This is a genomic window from Thioprofundum lithotrophicum, from assembly GCF_055387065.1.
The window spans coordinates 1,931,794-1,953,461 of record NZ_AP042379.1; the positions used below are offsets into that span (position 1 = coordinate 1,931,794).

Annotated in this window: 17 protein-coding genes; 6 read left to right on the forward strand and 11 right to left on the reverse strand. The window is 66.9% G+C overall.

Going from position 1 to position 21,668, the window contains the following annotated elements:
• Positions 1–65 precede the first annotated feature (65 nt).
• Genes ACZ5BH_RS09095 through ACZ5BH_RS09115 form a run of 5 tightly spaced genes read left to right on the forward strand, consistent with a single transcriptional unit; the run spans position 66 to position 5,166 of the window.
• The gene (locus tag ACZ5BH_RS09095; protein ID WP_464888939.1) at positions 66–2,690 is read left to right on the forward strand and encodes a heavy metal translocating P-type ATPase; all 2,625 of its coding nucleotides are present in this window, start codon (positions 66–68) and stop codon (positions 2,688–2,690) included.
• A gap of 10 nt (positions 2,691–2,700) precedes the next feature.
• Positions 2,701–2,934 (forward strand): SHOCT domain-containing protein, encoded by a 234-nt coding sequence (locus ACZ5BH_RS09100; RefSeq protein WP_464888940.1) that lies wholly within the window; start codon positions 2,701–2,703, stop codon positions 2,932–2,934.
• Positions 2,935–2,965: 31 nt separating this feature from the next.
• Positions 2,966–3,898, forward strand: a complete 933-nt coding sequence (locus ACZ5BH_RS09105) for a patatin-like phospholipase family protein (RefSeq protein WP_464888941.1) — start codon at positions 2,966–2,968, stop codon at positions 3,896–3,898.
• 19 nt (positions 3,899–3,917) lie between these two features.
• Complete coding sequence (locus tag ACZ5BH_RS09110) at positions 3,918–4,658, forward strand: SLOG cluster 4 domain-containing protein (protein ID WP_464888942.1); 741 nt, start codon at positions 3,918–3,920, stop codon at positions 4,656–4,658.
• Positions 4,659–4,680: 22 nt separating this feature from the next.
• On the forward strand, positions 4,681–5,166 hold the full coding sequence (locus ACZ5BH_RS09115; RefSeq protein WP_464888943.1) for a YHS domain-containing protein: 486 nt from the start codon (positions 4,681–4,683) through the stop codon (positions 5,164–5,166).
• A 433-nt stretch (positions 5,167–5,599) separates the two neighbouring features.
• On the opposite strand, the gene ACZ5BH_RS09120 is transcribed toward ACZ5BH_RS09115, so the two are convergent.
• Positions 5,600–6,628 carry an IS110 family RNA-guided transposase gene (locus tag ACZ5BH_RS09120; protein ID WP_464891200.1) on the reverse strand — a complete coding sequence of 343 codons (1,029 nt, stop codon included), beginning with the start codon at positions 6,626–6,628 and terminating at the stop codon, positions 5,600–5,602.
• A 203-nt stretch (positions 6,629–6,831) separates the two neighbouring features.
• On the opposite strand from ACZ5BH_RS09120, the gene ACZ5BH_RS09125 reads away from it, so the two are divergent.
• Positions 6,832–7,518, forward strand: coding sequence for a lycopene cyclase domain-containing protein (locus ACZ5BH_RS09125; protein ID WP_464888944.1), 687 nt, complete (start codon positions 6,832–6,834; stop codon positions 7,516–7,518).
• A 245-nt stretch (positions 7,519–7,763) separates the two neighbouring features.
• On the opposite strand, the gene ACZ5BH_RS09130 is transcribed toward ACZ5BH_RS09125, so the two are convergent.
• The 10 genes from ACZ5BH_RS09130 to ACZ5BH_RS09175 form a co-directional block, all read right to left on the reverse strand.
• Positions 7,764–10,877 carry an EAL domain-containing protein gene (locus ACZ5BH_RS09130; RefSeq protein WP_464888945.1) on the reverse strand — a complete coding sequence of 1,038 codons (3,114 nt, stop codon included), beginning with the start codon at positions 10,875–10,877 and terminating at the stop codon, positions 7,764–7,766.
• A 173-nt stretch (positions 10,878–11,050) separates the two neighbouring features.
• Positions 11,051–11,635 (reverse strand): DUF4202 family protein, encoded by a 585-nt coding sequence (locus ACZ5BH_RS09135; RefSeq protein WP_464888946.1) that lies wholly within the window; start codon positions 11,633–11,635, stop codon positions 11,051–11,053.
• A gap of 184 nt (positions 11,636–11,819) precedes the next feature.
• Positions 11,820–13,133, reverse strand: a complete 1,314-nt coding sequence (locus tag ACZ5BH_RS09140) for an NTP transferase domain-containing protein (protein ID WP_464888947.1) — start codon at positions 13,131–13,133, stop codon at positions 11,820–11,822.
• Positions 13,078–14,238: an inositol-3-phosphate synthase gene (locus ACZ5BH_RS09145; RefSeq protein ID WP_464888948.1), complete on the reverse strand. Its 1,161-nt coding sequence runs from the start codon at positions 14,236–14,238 to the stop codon at positions 13,078–13,080. The genes ACZ5BH_RS09140 and ACZ5BH_RS09145 overlap by 56 nt, the downstream gene beginning before the upstream one ends.
• 217 nt (positions 14,239–14,455) lie before the next feature.
• Positions 14,456–15,019, reverse strand: coding sequence for a diheme cytochrome c (locus ACZ5BH_RS09150; protein WP_464888949.1), 564 nt, complete (start codon positions 15,017–15,019; stop codon positions 14,456–14,458).
• 21 nt (positions 15,020–15,040) lie between these two features.
• Positions 15,041–15,448 (reverse strand): DUF1924 domain-containing protein, encoded by a 408-nt coding sequence (locus ACZ5BH_RS09155; RefSeq protein ID WP_464888950.1) that lies wholly within the window; start codon positions 15,446–15,448, stop codon positions 15,041–15,043.
• The gene (locus ACZ5BH_RS09160) at positions 15,445–16,065 is read right to left on the reverse strand and encodes a cytochrome b/b6 domain-containing protein (RefSeq protein WP_464888951.1); all 621 of its coding nucleotides are present in this window, start codon (positions 16,063–16,065) and stop codon (positions 15,445–15,447) included. The genes ACZ5BH_RS09155 and ACZ5BH_RS09160 overlap by 4 nt, the downstream gene beginning before the upstream one ends.
• A 278-nt stretch (positions 16,066–16,343) precedes the next feature.
• Entirely contained in the window at positions 16,344–18,248 is a 1,905-nt protein-coding gene (locus ACZ5BH_RS09165) for a heavy metal translocating P-type ATPase (protein WP_464888952.1), read from the reverse strand.
• 15 nt (positions 18,249–18,263) lie between these two features.
• Positions 18,264–18,578, reverse strand: a complete 315-nt coding sequence (locus ACZ5BH_RS09170) for a P-II family nitrogen regulator (RefSeq protein ID WP_464888953.1) — start codon at positions 18,576–18,578, stop codon at positions 18,264–18,266.
• Positions 18,575–21,667 carry an efflux RND transporter permease subunit gene (locus tag ACZ5BH_RS09175; protein ID WP_464888954.1) on the reverse strand — a complete coding sequence of 1,031 codons (3,093 nt, stop codon included), beginning with the start codon at positions 21,665–21,667 and terminating at the stop codon, positions 18,575–18,577. The genes ACZ5BH_RS09170 and ACZ5BH_RS09175 overlap by 4 nt, the downstream gene beginning before the upstream one ends.
• Position 21,668: the final 1 nt, after the last annotated feature.

Sequence of the window (21,668 nt, forward strand, 5' to 3'; positions counted from 1 at the left end):
CTGTCCCTCGCTTGCGAGGACAGCCCCGTCCGGATCGGACGCCAATCCGATGAAGGAGAACGCCCATGGTCACCGATCCCGTATGTGGCATGAAAATCGCGCCGGACAAGGCCGCCGCCACGGCCGACTATGCCGGGCAGACCTGGTATTTCTGTTCAGACAGTTGTCACGACAAGTTCGTGGCCCATCCCGAGCAGTATGCGGGCGAGGCGGAACTGCACGATCCCGTGTGTGGCATGACCGTCACCGCCGACTCGCCATGGCAGGCCGAACATGCCGGCAAGACGTGGTACTTCTGCAGCGAGAGTTGCTGGCAGCGGTTCACGCAAAATCCCGACGAATACCTGGGCAGCGCCGCAGGCCATGCCCATGCCGCCCACGGCGTGACCCATGCCGAGGCGCATGGCGAGACGTCCGCACCGGCAGAAGATCCGGCCTGCGAGGATGGCACCTGCGACATCGGTGCCACCATCTATACCTGCCCCATGCACCCGGAAATCCGTCAGGCAGGACCGGGCACCTGCCCCAAGTGTGGCATGGCGCTGGAACCGGTATTCGAGCCCATGGCCCAGGCGAAGGTGGAATACACCTGCCCCATGCACCCGGAGATCGTCCAGGATCATCCCGGCACCTGTCCCAAGTGCGGCATGGCCCTGGAGCCGCGCACGGTGGCCGTGGAAGAGCGCAACGAGGAACTCATCGACATGACCCGGCGCTTCTGGGTCAGCACGATCCTCGCCACCCCGGTGTTCATCCTGGCCATGATTGCCGATCTGGCGCCCCAGTGGTTGCCGGAAGGGCTGAACATGAAGGCGGTACAGTGGATCGAGTTCGTGCTGGCCACGCCGGTCGTCCTGTGGGGCGGCTGGCCCTTCTACGTGCGGTTCTGGCAGTCGGTGCGCACCTGGAACCTGAACATGTTCACGCTCATCGGGCTGGGCGTGTCGGTGGCCTGGGCCTACAGCGTGGCGGCCCTGCTGTTCCCCGGCCTCTTTCCGCCCACCATGCGCCACGAGGATGGCACGGTGCCGGTCTATTTCGAGGCCGCCGCGGTGATCACGGCCCTGGTGCTGCTGGGGCAGGTACTGGAGCTGCGGGCCCGCAGCAGCACCAATGCCGCCATCCGCGCCCTGTTGGGGCTGGCGCCCAACACCGCGCGCATCGTGCGCGAGGACGGCCGCGAGGAAGACATTCCGCTGGAACAGGTGCAGCCGGGCGACGTGCTGCGGGTGCGCCCCGGCGAGAAGATTCCGGTGGACGGCACCGTGATCGAGGGCGAGAGCAACGTGGACGAGTCCATGATCACCGGCGAGCCGATCCCGGTGACCAAGACGGCCGGTGACCGGGTGATCGGCGCCACCGTCAACGGCAACGGCACGCTCCTGATGCGGGCCGAGAAGGTGGGGGCCGACACGCTGCTGGCCCAGATCGTGCGCATGGTCAGCGAGGCCCAGCGTTCGCGCGCGCCGATCCAGAAACTGGCCGACAAGGTCTCGGCCTGGTTCGTGCCGGCGGTGGTGGTGGTGGCCATCATCGCCTTCGTGGTCTGGGGCCTGTGGGGGCCGGAGCCGCGCCTGGCCCATGCGGTGGTCAACGCGGTGGCCGTGCTGATCATCGCCTGCCCCTGCGCCCTGGGGCTGGCCACGCCCATGTCGATCATGGTCGGGACCGGCAAGGGGGCGACCATGGGCGTGCTGATCAAGAACGCCGAGGCGCTGGAGATCCTGGAGAAGGTCGATACCCTGGTGGTGGACAAGACCGGGACCCTCACCGAGGGCAAGCCCACCCTGGTCACCGTCGAGCCCGCCGCGCCGTTCGACGCGCAGATCCTCCTGCAGCGCGCCGCCAGCCTGGAACGGGTCAGTGAACATCCGCTGGCAGAGGCCATCGTGCGCGGTGCCGAGGAACGGGGTGTCAGCCTGGTGAAGGTGAACGACTTCCAGGCCCATACGGGCAAGGGCGTCACCGGCGAGGTGGAGGGGCAGGTCGTGGCCCTGGGCAACCAGCGCCTGATGGAAAGCCTCGGCATCGACGTGGGCAGCCTGCCCGAGAAGGCCGATGCGCTGCGCACCGATGGCCAGACGGTGATGTTCGTGGCCATCGACGGCAAGGCGGCCGGTCTCGTCGGCGTGGCCGATCCCATCAAGGCGACCACCCCCGAAGCGATCCGGGATCTGCATGCCGAGGGCATCATGGTGGTCATGCTCACCGGCGACAACCGGATCACCGCCGAGGCGGTGGCCCGCAAGCTGGGGATCGATCGGGTGGAGGCGGAGGTGCTGCCGGATCAGAAGGCGGAAGTGGTCAAGCGCCTGCAGGCCGAGGGTCGCATCGTGGCCATGGCCGGAGACGGAATCAACGATGCCCCGGCGCTGGCCCAGGCGCACGTGGGCATCGCCATGGGCACCGGCACCGACGTGGCCATGGAAAGCGCCGGCGTGACCCTGGTCAAGGGCGATTTGCGCGGCATCGTGCGCGCCGTGCGCCTCAGTCGCGCCACCATGCGCAACATCCGTCAGAACCTGTTCTTCGCCTTCATCTACAACTCGCTGGGCGTGCCCGTGGCAGCCGGGGTGCTGTATCCCTTCTTCGGCCTGCTGCTGTCGCCCATCATCGCGGCGGCGGCCATGAGTTTCAGCTCCGTCTCGGTCATTTCCAATGCCCTGCGTCTGCGCCGGGTGAAACTGTGAGGAAGACGCCATGATGGGTGGTCATGAGGGGTGGTGGGGATTTGGTGGAGGCATCATGTGGCTGTTCTGGATCCTGTTCGTGGTGCTGGTGGTCTGGGTCATCAAGGCGGCGGCCGGCAGTGGTGGCCACGATGACCCACGGCCGCCGCCGGAGACGCCGCTGGAGATTCTGAAGAAACGCTATGCCCGCGGCGAAATCGACGAGGAAGAGTTCCAGCGGCGCAAGCGGGAACTGGAAGGCTGAGCGCGGCGGAAACGCAAGCGGTGCATCGACCATGAGTGATCAGCGGCGGATCGGCATCGTGCTCAGCTCTGGCGGGGTCCGGGGCGTGTATGCCCATACCGGCCTGCTGATGGCGCTCGACGGCCTGGGCATCGCACCGGATGCCCTGGCCGGCTGCAGCGCCGGCGCGGTGGTGGGCGGGGTGGTGGCCAGCGGCCAGACCGCCGCGGGTTGGGCCGAGGCCCTCGCCACGGTGCGTCCGCGGGACTTCTGGCGTCCCCAGTGGCCACGGCTGCTGTGGTCGCTGCTTGCCCGGCAGGGCCGGGGCTGCACGGGGCTTTCTTCCACCGCGGCCGCAGGCGAATTCACCCGTCGCCAGTTGCGGGCCACCACCTTCGAGGCGTGCCGGATTCCCTTTCGCGCCCTGGCCGTGCACGTGGCCACCGGCCGCAAGCGGTTCTTTTCCGAAGGGAAACTGCTGCCGCCGATGCTGGCCAGCGCCGCCATACCGCTGCTCTACGAGCCGGTGGAAATCGACGGCGAATGGTATTGCGACGGCGCCCTGCTGGATCTGGCGCCGACGGACGCCATCTGCTGCCAGTACGACCTGGACGTGCTGATCATTCATCACGTGGCCCAGCGACAGGATGGCCCCGCGGCCCTGGCGCGGGCCATGCGCCGGCCGTGGACGATGCTCGAACTGCTGAACCTGCTGCTGTACCAGCGCCGGCCCTGGTACCTCTCCGACCAGTCCCTGACCCTGCGGCACTGTCCCTGCGGCTGTGGCGCGGTGGTCGTGATCCTGGAACCGGATCTGCCACCCCTGGACTGGCCGGTGACCGACAGCGGTCCCGCGGTGCTGGCGTCGGCCCGCCAGCAGGCGCTCACGCTCTTGCAGCCCTGGATTCCCGCCCTGCGTGGCGAGGCCGAATTCGAGCCGGCGGCCTTCGTGCCGGCCACGGCGGGGCGATCCGACCTGGAGTAAAGCGATGGAGGTACAGGAGATGGTCTACGATCCCGTCTGTGGCATGCCCCTGGAGCCGCGTGATGCGGCCGTGATGCACGATTGGCAGGGGCATCCGTATTTCTTCTGCTCGGTGGCCTGTCGCGATCGGTTCCTGCAGCATCCCGAGCGGTATGCCGATGGCCAGTCGGCGATGTACCTGACGGTCGGCGTGATGGGATCGGCCAGCGATGACGAGCCTGCGAGCGTGCGTCTGCTGGCCAGGGCGCTGGGCGAGGCGATTGCCGCGCGAGGCTATGCGCTGATCACGGGGGCCTGTCCTGGCCTGCCTCACGAGTGCGCCCAGGGCGCCAAGCGCCATGGTGGCTTGTCCATCGGTATCTCGCCCGCCCTGAGTCTGGACGAGCACGTGCACAAGTACCAGTCCCCGGCCGATGTTTTCGATGTGTTGGTCTATACCGGTAGTGGCCTGATGGGGCGCGAAGTGACCAACATTCGCTCCAGCGACATGGTGGTGATCGTGGGCGGCCGTTCCGGCACCCTCGGCGAGTTTGCCATCGCCTACGATGAAGGCAAACTGATTGGGGTGCTGGAAGGCAGCGGGGGCATCACCGAAGTGCTGCCGGATCTTCTCGATTCCCTGCAGAAAGGCACCGGTGCCAAGGTGCTGTTCGATGGAGACCCGGAGCGGCTGATGACACGCCTGGTCGAGGCCTATCGGGAGGGGCATTACCGCCGGCCCTCGTGTTTCTGTGATGAAATGCTGGCGGCAGGCGGCTGATTTCGGCACGGAGGAACATTCGATGGACCATGACATGACCTGCCCGGTTTGCCACATGAACGTGACGCCGGAACAGTTTGCCCGGGAATACCTGGGCATGCACTTCGCCTTCTGCTCCGAACAGTGCCGGGAGCGTTTCGACGCCAATCCCCACCTCTACGTGGGCCGGCCGGGCCATCCGGCCCCGGCACAGCAGGGCCAGACCCTCCTCAAGGAGCGCGTGTTGCACCTGGCCCGACCGCTGAGTCCGGAACAGGCACAGCGGGTGGCGGCGGAGCTGGGCGCCATGATGGGGGTGGAGGCGGTCCGGGTGGAAGGGGACCGCTTGCGGATCCGTTACGATTTGCTGCAGGCCACCGCCGCCCAGATCGAGCAGCGCCTGGCCGGTATCGGCAACGCACTCGAACGGGGGCTCGGCGAGCGTCTGCGCCGCGCCTTCGTGCACTACCTGGAAGAGACGGAGCTGGCCAACCTGGCCGAGGAGGGCGCGCATGACCACCATCACTGAAACTGCCCGATGCAGGACCAATGGACGCTATTAAACGTCTCGAAATTGTACTGATACAACCGGCGCCGGTGTGGGGCGATGTGGGCCGGCTCAAGCGCAGCAGAGCCGGCAAAAATCGTGTCATCCCGAGATGGCGGCTCCGCGACGCTTGAGCCGTATATGGTCTCCTCCCGTTTTGCAAGACGTTGTACCAAACTTCGACAGGGACAGGATTGCGCTCGTATATCCGGCCTGTTTGTGAGGCTTTTTGCGCCTCTGGCCTCGATGAGATCTGCGCGTATCGTCCTAATCGCCCTAGCGGCTTGTCCCAGCCTACGGCTCAAGCAGGTTTTCGATACGCCGGTCTGACCTGTTTGTCATCGCTCGCCACAGCGTCTTCGCAATCGTCGGCAGGCTAACTCTCCAAATCGTTCCTCGCGGGCCCTGCCCGCCTTCAGACCGGGCGGTAATCCGCCCGGTATTCCGTCTTGTTCCTCAATACCGCCCACCCCATCCGGGCCATCTTGTTGGCCAGCGCCACCACCGCCTTGTTGTAGCCGCGCTCCGCCCGGATCCGGTTGATCCAGCGGCTGAGCCGGTCATCCTTCCCCGCCGCCGCCTTCACCACCGACCGCGCTCCATGCACCAGCAGACTGCGCAGATAGCCGTCTCCCCGCTTGCTGATCCCCTGCAGCCGTTCCTTCCCTCCGCTACTGTGTTGGCGGGGCACCAGACCCAGGGATGCGGACACATCCCGTCCCCGCCGCCAGGCCCGGCCGTCGCCGATCTGGCTGTAGAAAACCGGCGCCACCACCGGCCCGTAACCCGGGATCGCCCGCAGCCGCTTCACCGCCTCGTTCCGGCGGCTGTAGCCTTCCAGTTCCCGGGTGTAAAACGCAATGTGCGCGTCCAGCTCCTGAAACCGCCGGTAACTCTCCCACAACAGCTGCCGAAACCACTCGCTCAGGCCATTCTCCGCCTCCGACAGCACCTCCGGCAGGCGACGCCGCAGCGTATTCACCCCCTTGGGCAGAACAATCCCGTATTCCCCCAGCAGACCCCGTATCTGGTTGACCAGCGCCGTGCGGTCCGCAAGACAGCGCTCGCGCAGACGGTGCAGCGCCTGGATGTCCTGCTGCTCCGGTGTCTTCACCGACACAAACCGCATTTCCGGCCGCACCACCGCTTCGGCTATCGCCAGCGCGTCGTTGTAATCGTGCTTGTTCCCCCGCACAAACGGCTTCACGTACTGCGGCGGAATCAGCTTCACCTCGTGGCCCAGTGCCTGCAGCTCCCGCGCCCAGTAGTGGGCGCTCGCGCAGGCTTCCATCCCCACCAGGACCGGCTCCAGGTTCGCAAAATACGCCAGCACCTGCCCTCGCCTCAGCATCCGCTTGCGCACCACCTTGCCCCGCTCGTCGCAGCACACCACGTGAAACACGTGCTTTGCCAAATCCAGTCCAACCGTCGTAATCTTGCTCATGGTCTCCTCCTCCTTCTTCGATGGATGGTGAAGTGCTTCCATCTTGGCGCATCGTGACGCCGTTTTTAAGGGGGGGAGGAGACCATCTCATCGCCCTACGGACGGGAGCCAAAAGCATTTCGAAACGATGAATAACCGGTTGTTCGGGATTCGGAACGGCTGGCTGGAGTAGCCTTTCCAGCAACCTGACAGAGAGTTGAGGCGTGATTCCAGATGACTACGTATGGCTGTTCTGGTCCGTGGCATTTCTGGTGCCGTGGGGGATCATCTATTGGCGTTTTCCCGCTCACCGGCACGCCATGCGCTGGGCCAGTCTCTACACCACCCCCTTCGGCCTCAGCGAACCCCTGTTCGTTCCCGAGTACTGGTCGCCCCCCAGTCTCTTCGACCTGGCGCGGACCACCGGTTTCGACATCGAAAGCCTGATCTTCTGTTTCGGGATCGGCGGCACGGGTGCCGTGCTCTACAATCTCCTCGCGGGCCGCATCCCGCGCCCGGTTCCCGAACACGAAAGGCATTCGCCCCTGCATCGCCATCACGACAAGGCCCTGGCGGCGCCCTTCGTGGCATTTCCGCCCCTGCTGCTCATCGACTGGAATCCCATCTATCCGGGCATCGTGGCCCTGTTCGTCGGGGCGCTGGCGAATGTCTGGTGCCGGCCCGATCTCAAGGCCAAGACCTGGATTGGCGGCCTGCTGTTCGTGGCCTATTACAGCCTGTTCCTGGTATTGCTGGAGTGGACGGCGCCGGGATACATCGAGCGGGTGTGGAACCTCGCGGCACTGAGCGGGATCCGGCTCGGCTTCATGCCGCTCGAAGAGCTGTTGTTCGCCGCCGGCTTCGGCATGTACTGGGCCGGTGTGTACGAGCATTTCACCTGGAAACGGTGAACTTTCATTTGGTAGGCCGGCTCAAGCGCAGCGGAGCCGGCGGAAAGCGTTGCATCTTGCCACATGCCGGCTCCGCTGCGCTTGAGCCGGCCTACACCCCTCCCACACCGGCGCCGTTTATGTCAGCACAATTTTGGGACGTTTAATAAGTTTGCATGGACGTGATTCCGGGGAGCTTTCTCAAGGGGGCGCACACAGTTGCGTTGATCGTCATTGTCGGCGCGGACGTGGCCACGGCGCCCGGCTCAGGCGGAGTCGAAATGCTGCTGAAATTCCTCCAGTGACTGAGGCGGGCTGAAGAGGAATCCCTGATAGGCATCACAGCCACGGGCGGCGAGGATATCCAGTTGGGCCTGCGTTTCCACGCCTTCGGCGATGGTGTAGAGATCCAGGTGACGGGCCATGGCGATGATGGTTTCGACGATGATGGCGTCGTTGCGGTTGGTCGCGATGCGCTGCACGAAGGCCTGATCGATCTTGATGGTGTCGATGGGCAGGCGTTGCAGGTAGCGCAGCGAGGAGTAACCGGTACCGAAGTCGTCGATGGAGAGGCTCACGCCCAGTTCCCGCAAGGCGTTGAGCTTGCGTTCGATGTCGTTGATGTCGCGGATCAGCAGGTTCTCGGTGATTTCCAGTTCCAGGCATTCCGGCCGGGTTCCATGGGTTTCCAGATAACGGGCAAGGCGTTCCACGAAGTCGGGCTGGCTGAACTGGCGGGGGCTGACGTTGAAGGACAGGCTGGGATTGCTCCGACAGGTTCCTCGCTGGCACCACAAGCGGTTGGTCAGGGCACAGGCCTGGGCCATGACCCAGTTGCCCAGGGGAACGATGAGCCCGGTTTCCTCGGCCAGGGGAATGAAGCGTCCCGGAGGGATGTCTCCCAGCTCGGGATGGGGCCAGCGCAGCAGGACCTCGGCGCCGATCAGCCGATTGCCGGCGATGGCGACCTTGGGTTGCAAAAGCAGTTCGAAGCGTTCCTCTTCGAGGGCCTTGCGCAGTTCGCTCTCCAGGCGCAGCCGTTCGACCGCGGCGGTGTTCATGGCCGGGGAGAAGAAGCGGTAGCCGTCGCGGCCCGCGCCCTTGGCCTGGTAGAGGGCCGTGTCGGCATGCTTGATGAGTTGCTCGGCCGTGGCGCCGTCTTCGGGGTGGATGGCGATGCCGAGGCTGGGGGTCACCAGCAGGCTGTGGCCTTCCAGCAGGTATCCCGGCGCGAGGCAGCGGCGGATCTTCTCCACGGCCCGGGTGGCGTTGCGCATGGCCTCGACCGGCGGACCGATGTCGGTGAGCAGGATGATGAACTCGTCACCGCCCAGCCGGGCCACGGTGTCTTCCTGGCGAACGGCCTCGGTCAGTCGGCGGGCGACTTCCTGCAGGAGCTGATCGCCCACCGGGTGGCCCAGGGTGTCGTTGATGTCCTTGAAGTGATCCAGATCCAGCAGGATCACGGCCATGGCCGTGCCTGTGCGTCGGGCATGGGCCAGGGCCTGGTCGAGGCGATCGGTGAGCAGTTGCCGGTTGGGCAGGCCGGTGAGGCTGTCGTAATAGGCCATGCGCCGGATCTTCGCCTCGTTGCGCAGGCGTTCGATCTCGGCCGCGGCGCGGCCGGCGAACAGTTGCATCACCGAGGCGGCGAATTCGGGGTTGGCCGGGGTATTCCGGTACAGGGCGAGGAGCACCCCCAGCTTCATCTCACCGTTGCCGAGCAGGGGAATGCCGTGATAGACGGCGATGTCCATCTCGGCCAGTTCCCGCGCATCGGGAAACCGTTGCTGCACCTGGTCGAACTGGCAGTGGCGGCCACGGCGCAACACTTCCGCGCTGGGGGTGCCGGCCAGGGCGTAGTGCTGGTTTGGCAAGGATTCGCCGTCCAGCCAGAAGGCCAGGGTCTCGAGATGATCGGGCTCCGTCGGACTCAACTCGGCGATGGCCACGCCATCGGCGTCGAGAATTTCGCCCATGGCCCGGGCCAGAGCCGGAAAGAACTCGCTGCCGATGGCATTGGCGATGGCCTCGTTGACCTGGCGGATGGCGGTTTCGGCCCGGCGGCGCAGGCGCTGGTCTTCGAAGAAGGCGTGGGCCAGGGCGGCCTCCTGGGCGAAGGCGTCCAGAATCCGCAGTTCGCGGTCACTGTAGTCGTGCGGACCCTGCACGTGCACCGCATGCAGCACACCGATTGCCTGTTGCCCCACCAGCAGGGGGACGCCGGCGCTGGCGCGCACGCCGTAACGATCCACCATCCGCGGGTTGGCGTGGGGATCGCTCCGGGCGTCCCGCGTCCAGTAGGGGCGGCCGGTGCGGAAGATCCGCGCGGTCAGGGAACGGGCCTCGACGGGAATCCGGTAGTGGCCCTCCGGCCGGTACTCGGCGCCGGTGTGGATGACGCCGACCAGTTCCCGCTGATGGCGATCGTACAGGGTCAGGAAACACATGTCGCAGCCGAGCGCCTGGCGGGTGCGTTCGATGATGGTTTCCAGCAGTTCACCCAGGCCCTCGAGGGTGCGCGATTCGCGCAGCAACTGGTTGCCGAAGGCCAGCCGTTCCCGGTGCAGGGCCTGTTCCTCCAGCAGGCGGTCGAGGCGCCGCACGAACAGCCCGATCTCCTCGGTGGAGGCCGGCAGGCGCGGCACGTCCGGATTGGCGATCAGGGCCTGCATGGGGGCGAGGGAGTGGGTGAGGCTGTTCACGAACAGCAGGGCGCCGCCCACGGCGAGGCCTTCCAGCAGCAGCCAGACGATGAAGGTTTCGTGGGTGAAGAAGCCGGTGCGGGTCCAGTAATACTGCACCAGCATGGTGTCGATGAGCAGCGGGGTGAGGGCCCCGATCAGGAAGACCCGGGTACGCAGGGACAGGACCGGCCGTTGCAGATCGATGTGCCCGAAGGCCCGCCCGAAGAGATCGAAGATGGCGAAGAAGATGGGCAGCCCCACGAGGATCGAGACGATCAGCGCCACCAGATGAATGCGGAACCAGTCCACGGGACGGGCCACGAAATCGGTATGCCACTCGGCACTGAGCATGGTGATGGCTGGCGCCAGCAGCAGATAGCCGAGGAACAGGGTCCAGAAATGCCGCGAGAAGCGTTGCATCCAGCGCGCCAGGCGCGTGCTGTTGCAGGCCGCCGGCTGATCCAGGCAGATACCGATGGGCCGGGCGAGGCGCGCGAAATGCCAAAGACACAGCGGGATGGCGCCGAGCACGAACAGCAGGTTCAGGGGCGAGGCGAGGATGGCCAGGATCTGTTCGGGCGTGAACAGCTCCAGATACCCCAGAAAGGCGAAGCCCACGACCGGGGGCAGCGACCAGCTCAGGGCGATGAGCGACAGCAGGCGCCGCCGGAATGTCTGCGTGGGGATCGGCATCGGTGCGGAAGGTTGACGCGCCTGATGGGCCGGAGCCTGGCCGGCCAGTGCAGGCAGAAACCTCGTGTCATCTGGGGTTGAATACACCTGTGCCGAACGCGGGATTTCCGTATGCCGGCGGCACGTTCATACCATTTTTACTTATCGGTCAGTGAATGAAGAGCTTTAGCCGCTCATCGTTCGGTTTCCAGGGCCTGGCGCACGAGGGCCGCCTGCCGCGGATCGGCGAAGTGCAGCCGGGCCAGCCGTTGCCGGGCGTTGGCCGACAGGCGCCGCACGCCCCAGCGGCAGCGGCGCAGGGTTTCCGCTTCGCCTTCGCGGGCCAGATACAGGGGCAGGTTGACCTCGAAGTAGGAGAGGCTGTCGGCGTCCTTGAGCAGATCCGAACGGGGATCGCCGCCGATCTCGTGACGTTCCACCAGGCGGCAGGTCTCTTCGATGAGGGGCGCGGACACCCCGCATTCGGCCAGCAGCCGGGCGAGGATCCGGGCGCCGTGTTCGGCGTGGGCGGCCTTGAAGGCGTCGTAGTCGCTGAAGTCCTCGCGCCGCACCTTGTCGGGCACGGCGCGGTCGATGTCGTGGCCGAGGGCCGCGAGCCGCAGGGCCGGATCGGCGTCGGGCGCCAGGCGCAGCAGCCATTGCAGGGTGTTCTCGGCGTGAAGCGGATCCTCCGGCACGGGCGAGCCGGCGATGATGGCACGGATCCGCGTCTCGGCGCAGGCGAGGGGAGCGGTTGTCGGGGTGTTGTGGTGATTCATGGGGGTGTTTCAACGCAAAGACGCCAAGGTTGTTGATATTGTAGGAGCGGCGCGAGCCGCGATTATGCGGTAGCGGGTAGCTGGGGACGGGTAGCTGGTAAAGACGTTTGGTTTTCCCGGCGACCAGCTACTCGCAACCAGCTACCGCCGCATCGCGGCTCGCGCCGCTCCTACAGGGAAGTGATCAACCATCGCGGCAGACATATAGCCGGCGCAGGGTTTCGGCGTTCATGAGCACGGCGATCAGGATCAGCACGGCCAGGGCCTGGTTCAGCAGCGCGCCGAGGAAGATCAGGAGCACGCGCACGTCGCGGCCGATGCGGAAGCGGGCGCCGCCGCGCTCGCGCATGCGGCCGTCGTACTTGTCGGCGGTGTAGCTGATCAGGAACGAGCCGGTGATGGCGAAAAAGCCGCTGGCCAGGGCGAGGGGACCGTCGCCGGCCTGCCAGGCGTGCCAGGCGAGGCCGCCCAGCAGGAAGGCGTCGGCGTAGCGATCCAGTACCGCGTCGAGCCAGCCGCCGTAGTCGCTCTCCCGATATTTCAGCCGCGCCACTTCGCCGTCGCAACCGTCCACGATGGAGGCGAGCTGGGCGAGCAGGCCGCCGGCGATCAGCGCCGGCCAGCCCGGCAGCAGGAACAGCGCCGCGGCCAGCACCGATAGGGCGAACGCCAGCAGCGAGATGGCGTTGGGGGTGATGTCGGTGCGCACCAGGTGGCGGGTGATCCGGATCGACAGCGGCCGGTTCAGCCAGCGCGCCACCGGTCCGTCGCGGGTCTTGCCACGCAGGCGGGCGAGCAGGGCCGTTTCGGCCCGTTGCAGGGCCGCCGGATCGTCCACGTCGCACCAGAAGCGGCCGCTCACGTCCACCGCCTGTGCAAGGCCGTCGCGGGCCAGTTGTCGCACCGCGCCACTGAGCGAGGTGTCGCCGTGGCGGGCGGCCTTGCGCAGGGCGTCGAACAGGGCCGGGGTGCAGTGGAAGATCCCGGTGTCGTAGCCGTCGAACGGTTCCAGGCCCTTGCCGATGGCGGTGATCCGCGCGCCGTCGCGCCGCACCCGGGTCACGTCGTCCGGATCCACCAGCGGGTTGTGCCGGTTGCCGTCCACCGCCAGGCACAGGCCGGCGGGGGGCAGGGGCGCGCGCAGGAGATCGCGCAGCAGATCCGCCTCGAAGAGGTGATCGGCCATCAGCAGCAGGAAGGGCTCCCGAAGGAGCCCTTCCGCGGCGAGGATCGAGCGGCCATTCTCCGTGTCCGCCCACTCGGGGTTGCGCACCGTGGCGATGGGCACGTCGAGGCGGCGGGCCAGATCGGCCAGGAAGGCCTCGACCGTCTCTGCCGCGTGGCCGGTGACCACCACGAAGTCGTCGGCGCCGGCGCGCCGGGCTTCGCGGATCACCCGCTCGATGAGCGGCACCCCGAGCAGGGGCAGGAGCGGCTTGCTCTCAGCCCGTGGCCGCAGCCGGCTGCCTTTCCCCGCGGCCAGTATCAGGCACTTCATGCAGCGCAGTCTCCGAACCGTGAATGAAGGCTTCCATGCGGCGCCAGGCCTCGTCGTCGGTAAGCTGACGGGGCGGGTGCTTGCAGAAGTAGCTCGACGGGGCGTGAATCACGCCGGCCAGTCCCCGCTCCAGGGCCAGTTTGGCGCAGCGGATGGAGTCGATGGCCACGCCCGCGGAGTTGGGCGAGTCTTCCACCGACAGGCGCAGTTCCAGGTTCATGGGCACGTCGCCGAACAGCTTGCCTTCCATGCGGATGAAGCAGAGCTTGTTGTCGTTCTGCCAGGGCACGTAGTCGCTGGGGCCCACATGGATGTTCTCGTCGTCCAGCCGTTCGGCCGTGACCGACTGCACCGCTTCGGTCTTGGACTCCTTCTTCGAGGCCAGACGGGCGCGGTTGAGCATGTTGAGGAAGTCGGTGTTGCCGCCGGTGTTGAGCTGGTAGGTGCGCTCCAGCTTCACGCCACGCTTGGCGAACAGATCGGTCAGCGCCCGGTGGGTGATGGTGGCGCCGAGCTGGGCCTTGATGTCGTCGCCGATGATGGGGATGCCGGCCGCCTCGAAGCGTGCCGCCCACTCGGGATCGGAGGCGATGAACACCGGAATGTTGTTGACGAAGGCCACGCCGGCTTCCAGGGCACACTCGGCGTAGAAGCGCGTGGCCTCCTCGGAGCCGACCGGGAGATAGTTCATCAGTACCTCGGCACCGCTTTCCTTCAGCACGCGGACCACCTCTTCCTTGCTCGGCTCGGGTTCGTCGGCGAGCAGGAAGGTGCGCTCGGCGGGATAGTCGCGCATGTGTTCGGAGAAGCCGTCGAGCACCCGGCCCATGCGCACGGTCACGCCGGTGTCCGGGATCTCGGGGCAGAACACGGTGGTGCAGTTGGGCTTCTCGAAGATGGCTTTCGCCACGTCCTTGCCCACCTTGCGCCGGTCGATGTCCCAGGCGGCGACGATCTCGATGTCGGCCGGGCCGTAGCCGCCGATCACCGGGTGCATGAGGCCGATCGCCTCGGCGGGATCCTTGTCGCGGTAGTAGTGGATGCCTTGAATCAGGGAACTGGCACAGTTGCCCATGCCTACGATAGCCGTCTTGATCTTGCTCATCTTCAATCGAAAACCTCTCTTGCGTTGCCGGGGGACATTCCCCGCATTGAAGTCGAACAGTCAGGATGACTAAGGTATTGATATTGTTGGTTATTCTTGTTTTGTGTCCGAGGCGACCGGGAATCCGGCAGTCACAGACAGGCGGAAATATGGGACTGGTGGTGGCGGTTTCAAGGGGAAGCCGGGGAGGAAAGTCCCCGGCTCAGATGTGGGTTTGTCAGTCGTCCCAGCGGCCGTGACCGGGGATGACCACGTTGTCCTCGTCGAACCGGCCGCGGGTGGCATCACGATGGCAGGCATCGCACTGGCTGAAGCGGCGGACCTTGTCGTTGCCCTTCACCCAGCGGGCCGGGATCTCGTCGTGCTCGTGCCGGAACCAGCGGGTCTCGGTGATGCGCAACGGCGCGCTGTCGCCCACCGACCGCATCACTGCGCGGGCCCGGCGCAGATGGCTGCGTTCGGCACTGTGCGCGATGAGATAGGCGGTCAGCTTGCGCTGCACGGCCGGGTCGAGTTCGGCGTTGTCACCGAAGTGGTCCTCGAGGCCGGACATGATCCGTTCCCACGAGGCTCCGGGCAGCAGGCCCGGCGGGTAGGCCATGTGGCAGTCACCGCACTCTTCCACATAGAGCGGGTTGGCGGGTGGGGCGAAGCCGATCGACTCGCGCCGCAGCCAGTCCCTCGCGTCATCGTCGTCATCGTCGCCGAGTGCGGTGCGCAGGCCGGAAGTGAGGGCGGTCAGAATCAGCAGAACGAACAGCGTGGTGGTCATGGATTGCATGGCGGTCTCTCCGGGTGGGATTCATTGGCTTTCGAGATAGCGAAGGAGGTCGCCCTTCTCCTGGGGGGTGCAGGGGCGGCCGAGGGTCCACTTGCAGTTGCGCCGGAACCATTTCTCGATCTTCTTCGCCTTTTGCAAACGCTTCGGATTCATCGAGGGCGCCATCGGTGCGATGGCCTTGCCCGTGCGCACGTGCTTGCCACGGGCGCGCAGATTGGTGGTGTGGCAGGTGGTGCAGCGGCGTTCCCGCCCATCGACCGTGCGAACCGACTCTTGCCAGAAGCGTTGTCCGCGTTCGGCAGAAAAGGGACCGGCACCGGCATTCCGGTATTGCTGCAGCAGCTTGTCGACCGCCGGCGTCGAACCGGCAGACGCCGTGCCGGCGGTCAGTGACAACAGCAGCAAGGCGATAGAAAAGGACGTCTTCATGCGTCGTCTCCAGCGTTCGTGACGGGAAGGGTCTTGCGACCGGTGATCATGGCCCGGGTCAGATCCGTGTCCTGCAACAGGCTTTCGACGATCACCCCGGCCACGTGGATGGCGATTAGCCAGGGCAGGAAATCGCCCAGAAATTCGTGCACCGCCTCGAGGCCATCGATCATGGCGAAGCCGGCCTGCCCCGCCAGGAAGGCCAGTGGCCCGCCGGCATCCTGCACCCCGTACAGGGCCATGCCGGTGAATGTGGTCAGCAGCAGCGTGGCGAGCAGGAGCACCACCATCGCGCCACCCGCCGGATTGTGCCCGGCATGGTGCGGCGGGCGCCCGCGCAGCGTCGCCCGCAGGAAGGCCCGGATCTCGCCCGGGCGTTTTACGAAGTTCCGGAAACGCGCCGGGGCCGGCCCGACGAACCCCCAGCCGACTCGCCAGCTCACCAGGACGAATACGGTGTAGCCGGCCACCACGTGTACCACCAGCCCCGCCTCGCCCGCCATCCAGGCCACCAGCACGGCGACGATGAGGCTCCAGTGAAAGAGCCGGACCCACGGATCCCAGATCCGGATTTCGCGCCGGGAAGCGTGCTCGGGTTTTGCGGGATGACCATGCATGGTTCAAGCATGGCGCAAGGGCCTGAAATCACGCTGAAGGAAAGCTGAAACGGGGCTGAATCCCGTTGCGTTGGGGCAGTGGTTCAACGCAAAGGCGCAAAGCCGCGAAGGGCGCAAATAACAGGGGGTTGTGGTGCGGGGTGGTTCAGGCGTGGCGTAGCCGTCGAATCGAACGAGGCCGCGGGTTGCCGGCTCCGCTGCGCTTGAGCCGGCCTACGGGGATGTTTGCAGAGAAAAAGCGTTCAATCATCCCTTTGCGTTGGATTTTTCAGGCGTACTCAGCCTTGCCGCACCCTCCCGGCGCGCAGGCCGTTGGCCACGGCGAGCAGTTCGCTGGCTTCGTGGGCGATGACGGCGGTGGTGATGGTGATGAGTCCGCTGACGCCGGCGGGGATCAGGATCACCAGCACGGCGATGGCGAAGACGATGTTCTGCAGGCTGACGCGGCGGGCCTTGCGGCCCAGGCGCAGGGCTTCGATCAGCTTGCCGAGGTCGTCGGCCATCAGGGCGATGTCGGCGGCTTCGATGGCCGCGTCGGTGCCGGCGGCGCCCATGGCCATGCCGCAGGTGGCGGCGGCCAGGGCCGGGGCGTCGTTGACGCCGTCACCCACCATGAGCACGGGACCGCTTTCCTGGAGGGTGCGCACGGCGGCCACCTTGTCCTCGGGGCGCAGGCCGGCGTGCACTTCGTCGATGCCCAGTTGCCGGGCGATGCGCCGGGCCGTGGCTGCGTTGTCGCCGGTGAGCATCACGCTGCGGATGCCGAGGGCATGCAGGGCGGCGATGACCTGCGGCGCGTTTTCCCGCAGGGTGTCCTGCAGGGCCAGGAGGCCGTGCAGGCCTTCGGCCGTGCCTACCAGCACCACGGTCTTGCCTTCGTTCTGCCAGCGATCGATGGTGGCTTGCCAGGGGCCGAGATCCACGCCCTGGCGCGCGAACAGATCGGGCTTGCCCAGGAACCAGACGCTGCCCTCCAGCGTGCCGCGGATCCCGGCGCCGGTGAGGGCGCGGGCCTCGCGGACCGGGGCGGGAAGGATCCGCCGTTCGTCAGCGGCCTGCAGGATGGCCTTGGCCAGCGGATGTTCCGAGTGGGCCTCAAGGCCGGCGGCGATGGCCAGCAGTTCTTCCTCGCTGCCTTCGACGGTTAGCAGATCGGTGAGACGGGGACGGCCGTGGGTGAGGGTGCCGGTCTTGTCGAAGGCGATGGTGCGGATCGTGCCCAGGTGCTCGAGGTGGGCGCCGCCCTTGATCAGGATCCCGCGCCGGCCGGCGCCGGAGATCCCCGCCGACATGGCGATGGGCAGGGAGATCACCAGGGCGCAGGGGGCGGCGGCCACCAGCAGCACCACGGCCCGTTCGCTCCAGAAGGCGAGGTCCAGGCCCAGCAGTGCGGGGACGAGCAGCATGCCGATGGCGGCGGCCAGCACCAGCGGGCTGTAACGGCGGCCGAAGCGCTCCATGAACTGCTGGGCGCGGCCCTTCTGGTCCTGGGCCGATTCCACCAGCTCGATGATCCGCGACAGGGTGTTGTCGGCGAAGGCGGCGGTGGCTTCCACCAGCAGGGCGCCGGGTCCGTTGATGCTGGCGGCGAAGACCTTGTCGCCCGGGCCCTTGTCCACCGGCATCGATTCGCCGGTGACCGGCGATTCGTCGAGGCTCGATTCGCCCTCGACGATGAGGCCGTCGGTGGGCAGGGCCTCGCCGGGCAGGACCCGGAACCGGTCACCGGGGCGCAGACGTTCGGCCGGCACCGTTTCCTCGCGCCCGTCCCGCACGAGCCGGGCGGTCTTGGGCGCCAGGTCCAGCAGGGCGCGGATGGCGCGGCGGGTGCGGGCGAAGGTCAGCTCCTCGATGCCCTCGGCGATGGCGTAGAGCACCACCAGGGCGGCGGCTTCTTCCCACAGGCCGAGGATGCCGGCACCGACGGTGGCCGCCAGCATGAGGATTTCGATGCCGATGACCCGCTCTTCGACCAGGGTTTCGAGGCCCTCGCGGGCCCAGTACCAGGCGCCCACGGGAATGGCCAGCAGATACAGGCCGGTGAGCATCGGGGCGCTCAGGAAGCCGGCCTGTTCCAGCAGCCAGGCCGCGCCGGCGATGACGCCGGCGATGAGCGCGTTGCGCAGGGGCGGGAAGCGCCACCAGGGGCCGTCGAAACCTTCGTCGGGGCAGGTGCAGGACATGGGGGCTTCCTTCGTCTATTCGATGGGCCAGGCGGCGGCGATTTCGCTGACGTAGATCCAGCCGCTTTCGGGCTGGCCGGTGCGGCCGTGTTCGCGGATCAGGCGCACCGCTTCGGTCACGCGGGCCTCGTTGGGGCAGACCAGCTCGAGTTTCACTTCGGTGATCACCTGCTGGCCGATCTCGGTGGAGTAGTCCTGTTCCTGGCTGTCGAGCGCGCGCAGCAAGCCCTTCACGTCGATGACGGAAAGGTTGCGGAAGCCGGCGGCCGACAGGGCGTGGACCACGTCGGCGATGCGGTTGCGGTGAATGTAGGCCTTGATTTCCTTCATGGGCGTTTCTCCCGTCGGGTTTCCATCCACTCGTAGACCACCGGCAGCAGGATCAGGGTCAGGAGGGTGGAGGTGATGAGGCCGCCGACCACCACCGTGGCCAGCGGCCGCTGGGTCTCGGCGCCCACGCCGGTGGACAGCAGCATGGGGATCAGGCCGAGGATGGCCACCGAGGCGGTCATCATGACCGGGCGCAGGCGCAGCTCGGCGCCCCGTCGCACCGCCTCGGCCACGGACAGGCCCTGTTCACGCAGCTCGTTGATGAAGCTCACCAGCACGATGCCGTTGAGCATGGCCACGCCGAACACGGCGATGAAGCCGATGGCCGAGGGCACCGAGAGATACTGGCCGGTGAGCCACAGGGAGACCAGGCCGCCGATGGTGGCAAAGGGGACGTTGGCGATGATCAGGGTGGCGTAGCGCATCGAGTTGAAGGCGGTGTAGAGCAGCACGAAGATGAAGAAGATGGTCAGGGGCACGATGACGGCCAGGCGCGCCAGCGCCCGCTGCTGGTTCTCGAAGGCGCCGCCCCATTCGATCCAGTAGCCGGGCGGCAGTTGCACCTGGCGTGCGATGGCGGCGCGGGCCTCGCTGACGAAACCGTCCACGTCCCGGCCCTGCACGTCCATCTGGATCACCGCGTAGCGTTGCAGTTGTTCGCGGCGAATGAAGGAATAGCCTTCGCTGACCTCGATGTCGGCCACCCGGGCCAGGGGCACGATGGCGCCGTCCGGCGCGCGCAGCGGGATCCGGCGCAGGGCGGCCACCGAGGCCCGCGCCGGGGCGTGCAGGGGAACGGTGATGGCGAAGCGGCGCACGCCGTCGATGAGGGTGGAGACGGGCTGCTCGCCGATGCCGGCGCGAATCACCGTGAGCACGTCGTCGGCATCGAGGCCGTAGCGGGCGAGGGCCTCGCGATCCACGCGGATCCGGATCTGGGGTTTGCCCAGGTTGGCTTCCAGGGACAGATCGGCCACGCCCGGCACGCCGGCGATGGCGTCCTTGATCGCGGCGCTGAGGCGATCCAGTTCGGCCAGATCCTCGCCGTAGATCTTGGCCGCCAGGGTGGCGCGCACCCCGGAGATCAGTTCCTCCACGCGCATCTGGATGGGCTGGGTGAAGGCGATCACGGCGGTGGGCACGGTCTGCTCGAGTTTTTCGCGCATGGCCTCGGCCAGCTCGCCGATGGAGCGCGTCCAGGTATCGCGGGGCGTGAGGGCGGTGTAGATCTCCATGTAGTTGACGTCGGCGGTTTCGCCCTTCTCGGCCCGGCCGATCATGGCCAGGGTGGTGCGCACTTCGGGAAAGCCGGAGAGGGCGTCGGCGATCCGTTCCGAGACCGCGATGGATTCTTCCAGCGAGGTGGAGGGAATGGAGGTGACCCGCCACATGATGGCGCCCTCCTGCAGGGTGGGCATGAATTCCTTGCCGAGCAGGGGAAACAGGGCCAGACTGGCCAGCAGCAGCCCCACGGCACCGCCGAGCACCCGGCGGCGGTGTTGCAGGGCCCAGGCCAATGCCGGCAGGTAGAGTCGCTTGAGGAACTGCACCAGGCGCGTGTCCCGCTCTTCCCGCGGCCGCAGGATCAGCGCCGCGAGGACGGGGATGAGGGTCAGGGTGAGCAGCAGGGAGCCGGCCATGGCGAAGCTGATGTTGAAGGCCATGGGCTTGAACAGCTTGCCCTCCAGCCCCTGCAGACTGAACAGGGGCAGGAACACCACCACGATGATGGCGATGGCGAAGGTCACGGGTGTGGCCACCTCGCGGGCCGCGGTGAGCACGGCGGCCGTGCGATCCACCTTTTCGCCGCGCTCGCGCCACTGGGCCATGATCCGGAAGGCGTTCTCGGTCATCACCACCGCGCCGTCCACCATCATGCCGATGCCGATGGCCAGGCCGGCCAGCGACATGAGGTTGGCCGACAGGCTGGCCTGGCCCATGAAGATGAAGGCGATGAGCATGGCCAGCGGCAGGGCGGCGATGACCACGATGGCCGAACGCAGCTCGCCGAGGAACAGGAACAGCACGATGGCCACCAGGATGGCGCCTTCCACCAGGGCCCGCTCGGCGGTGGCCACGGCCTTTTCCACCAGCTCGGTGCGCTCGTACACCGCTTCCATCTTCACGCCCTCGGGCAGGGCGTCGCGGGCGATGGCGAACTTGGTCTTGACGTTCTCCACCACTTCCGCGGCGTTGGTGCCGATTCGCGCCAGGGCCATGCCCAGCACCACTTCGCGGCCGTCGCGGGTGACCGCGCCGAAGCGCAGGGCCGGACCCTCGCGGAGCGTGGCCACGTCCCGCAGGTAGACCGGCGTGCCGTCGACCTCCTTGATGCGGATGCGGCCCAGATCGGCCGAATCCTGGACCAGGCCGAGGCCCCGCACCAGGTACTGTTCGCGGCCCAGGTTGAGGTACTGGCCGCCCACCTGCCGGTTGTTGGCGGTGATGGCGGCCAGCACGTCGGCGTAGGAGAGTTCGTAGGCCTGCAGCCGGCGGGGATCGATGCGCACCTGGTACTGGCGTTCCTTCCCGCCCCAGGACATCACGTCGTCCACCCCCGGCGCGGTGCGCAGGATCAGGCGCACCGTCCAGTCCTGCAGGGTGCGCAGATCCATGTCGTCGAGGGCCTGGCCCGCGGGCGAGTCGTCGCGCTCCAGGGTGTACCAGAACACCTGGCCGAGCCCCGAGGTGTTGGGGCCCATCTCGGGCCGGCCGTAGCCTTCGGGGATGCGATCGGCGACTTCCTGCAGGCGCTCCATGACCAGGCGGCGGGCGAAGTAGATGTCCATGTCGTCTTCGAAATAGACCGAGACGTAGGACAGGCCGAACAGGCTCACCGAACGGATCTCGGTGACGCCGGGCAGCCCCGCCATGCCCGATTCCACCGGGAAGGTGAGCAGCTGTTCCACGTCTTCGGCGGCCAGGCCCGGCGATTCGGTGTAGATGTTCACCTGCACCGGCGTCACGTCGGGAAAGGCATCGATGGGGATCTCCCGCACCGCCTGGATGCCGAGCCCGGCGACCACGGCGAAGGCGATCAGCACCAGGAACTTGTAATGCAGCGAGATCTCGACCAGACGGTTGAGCATG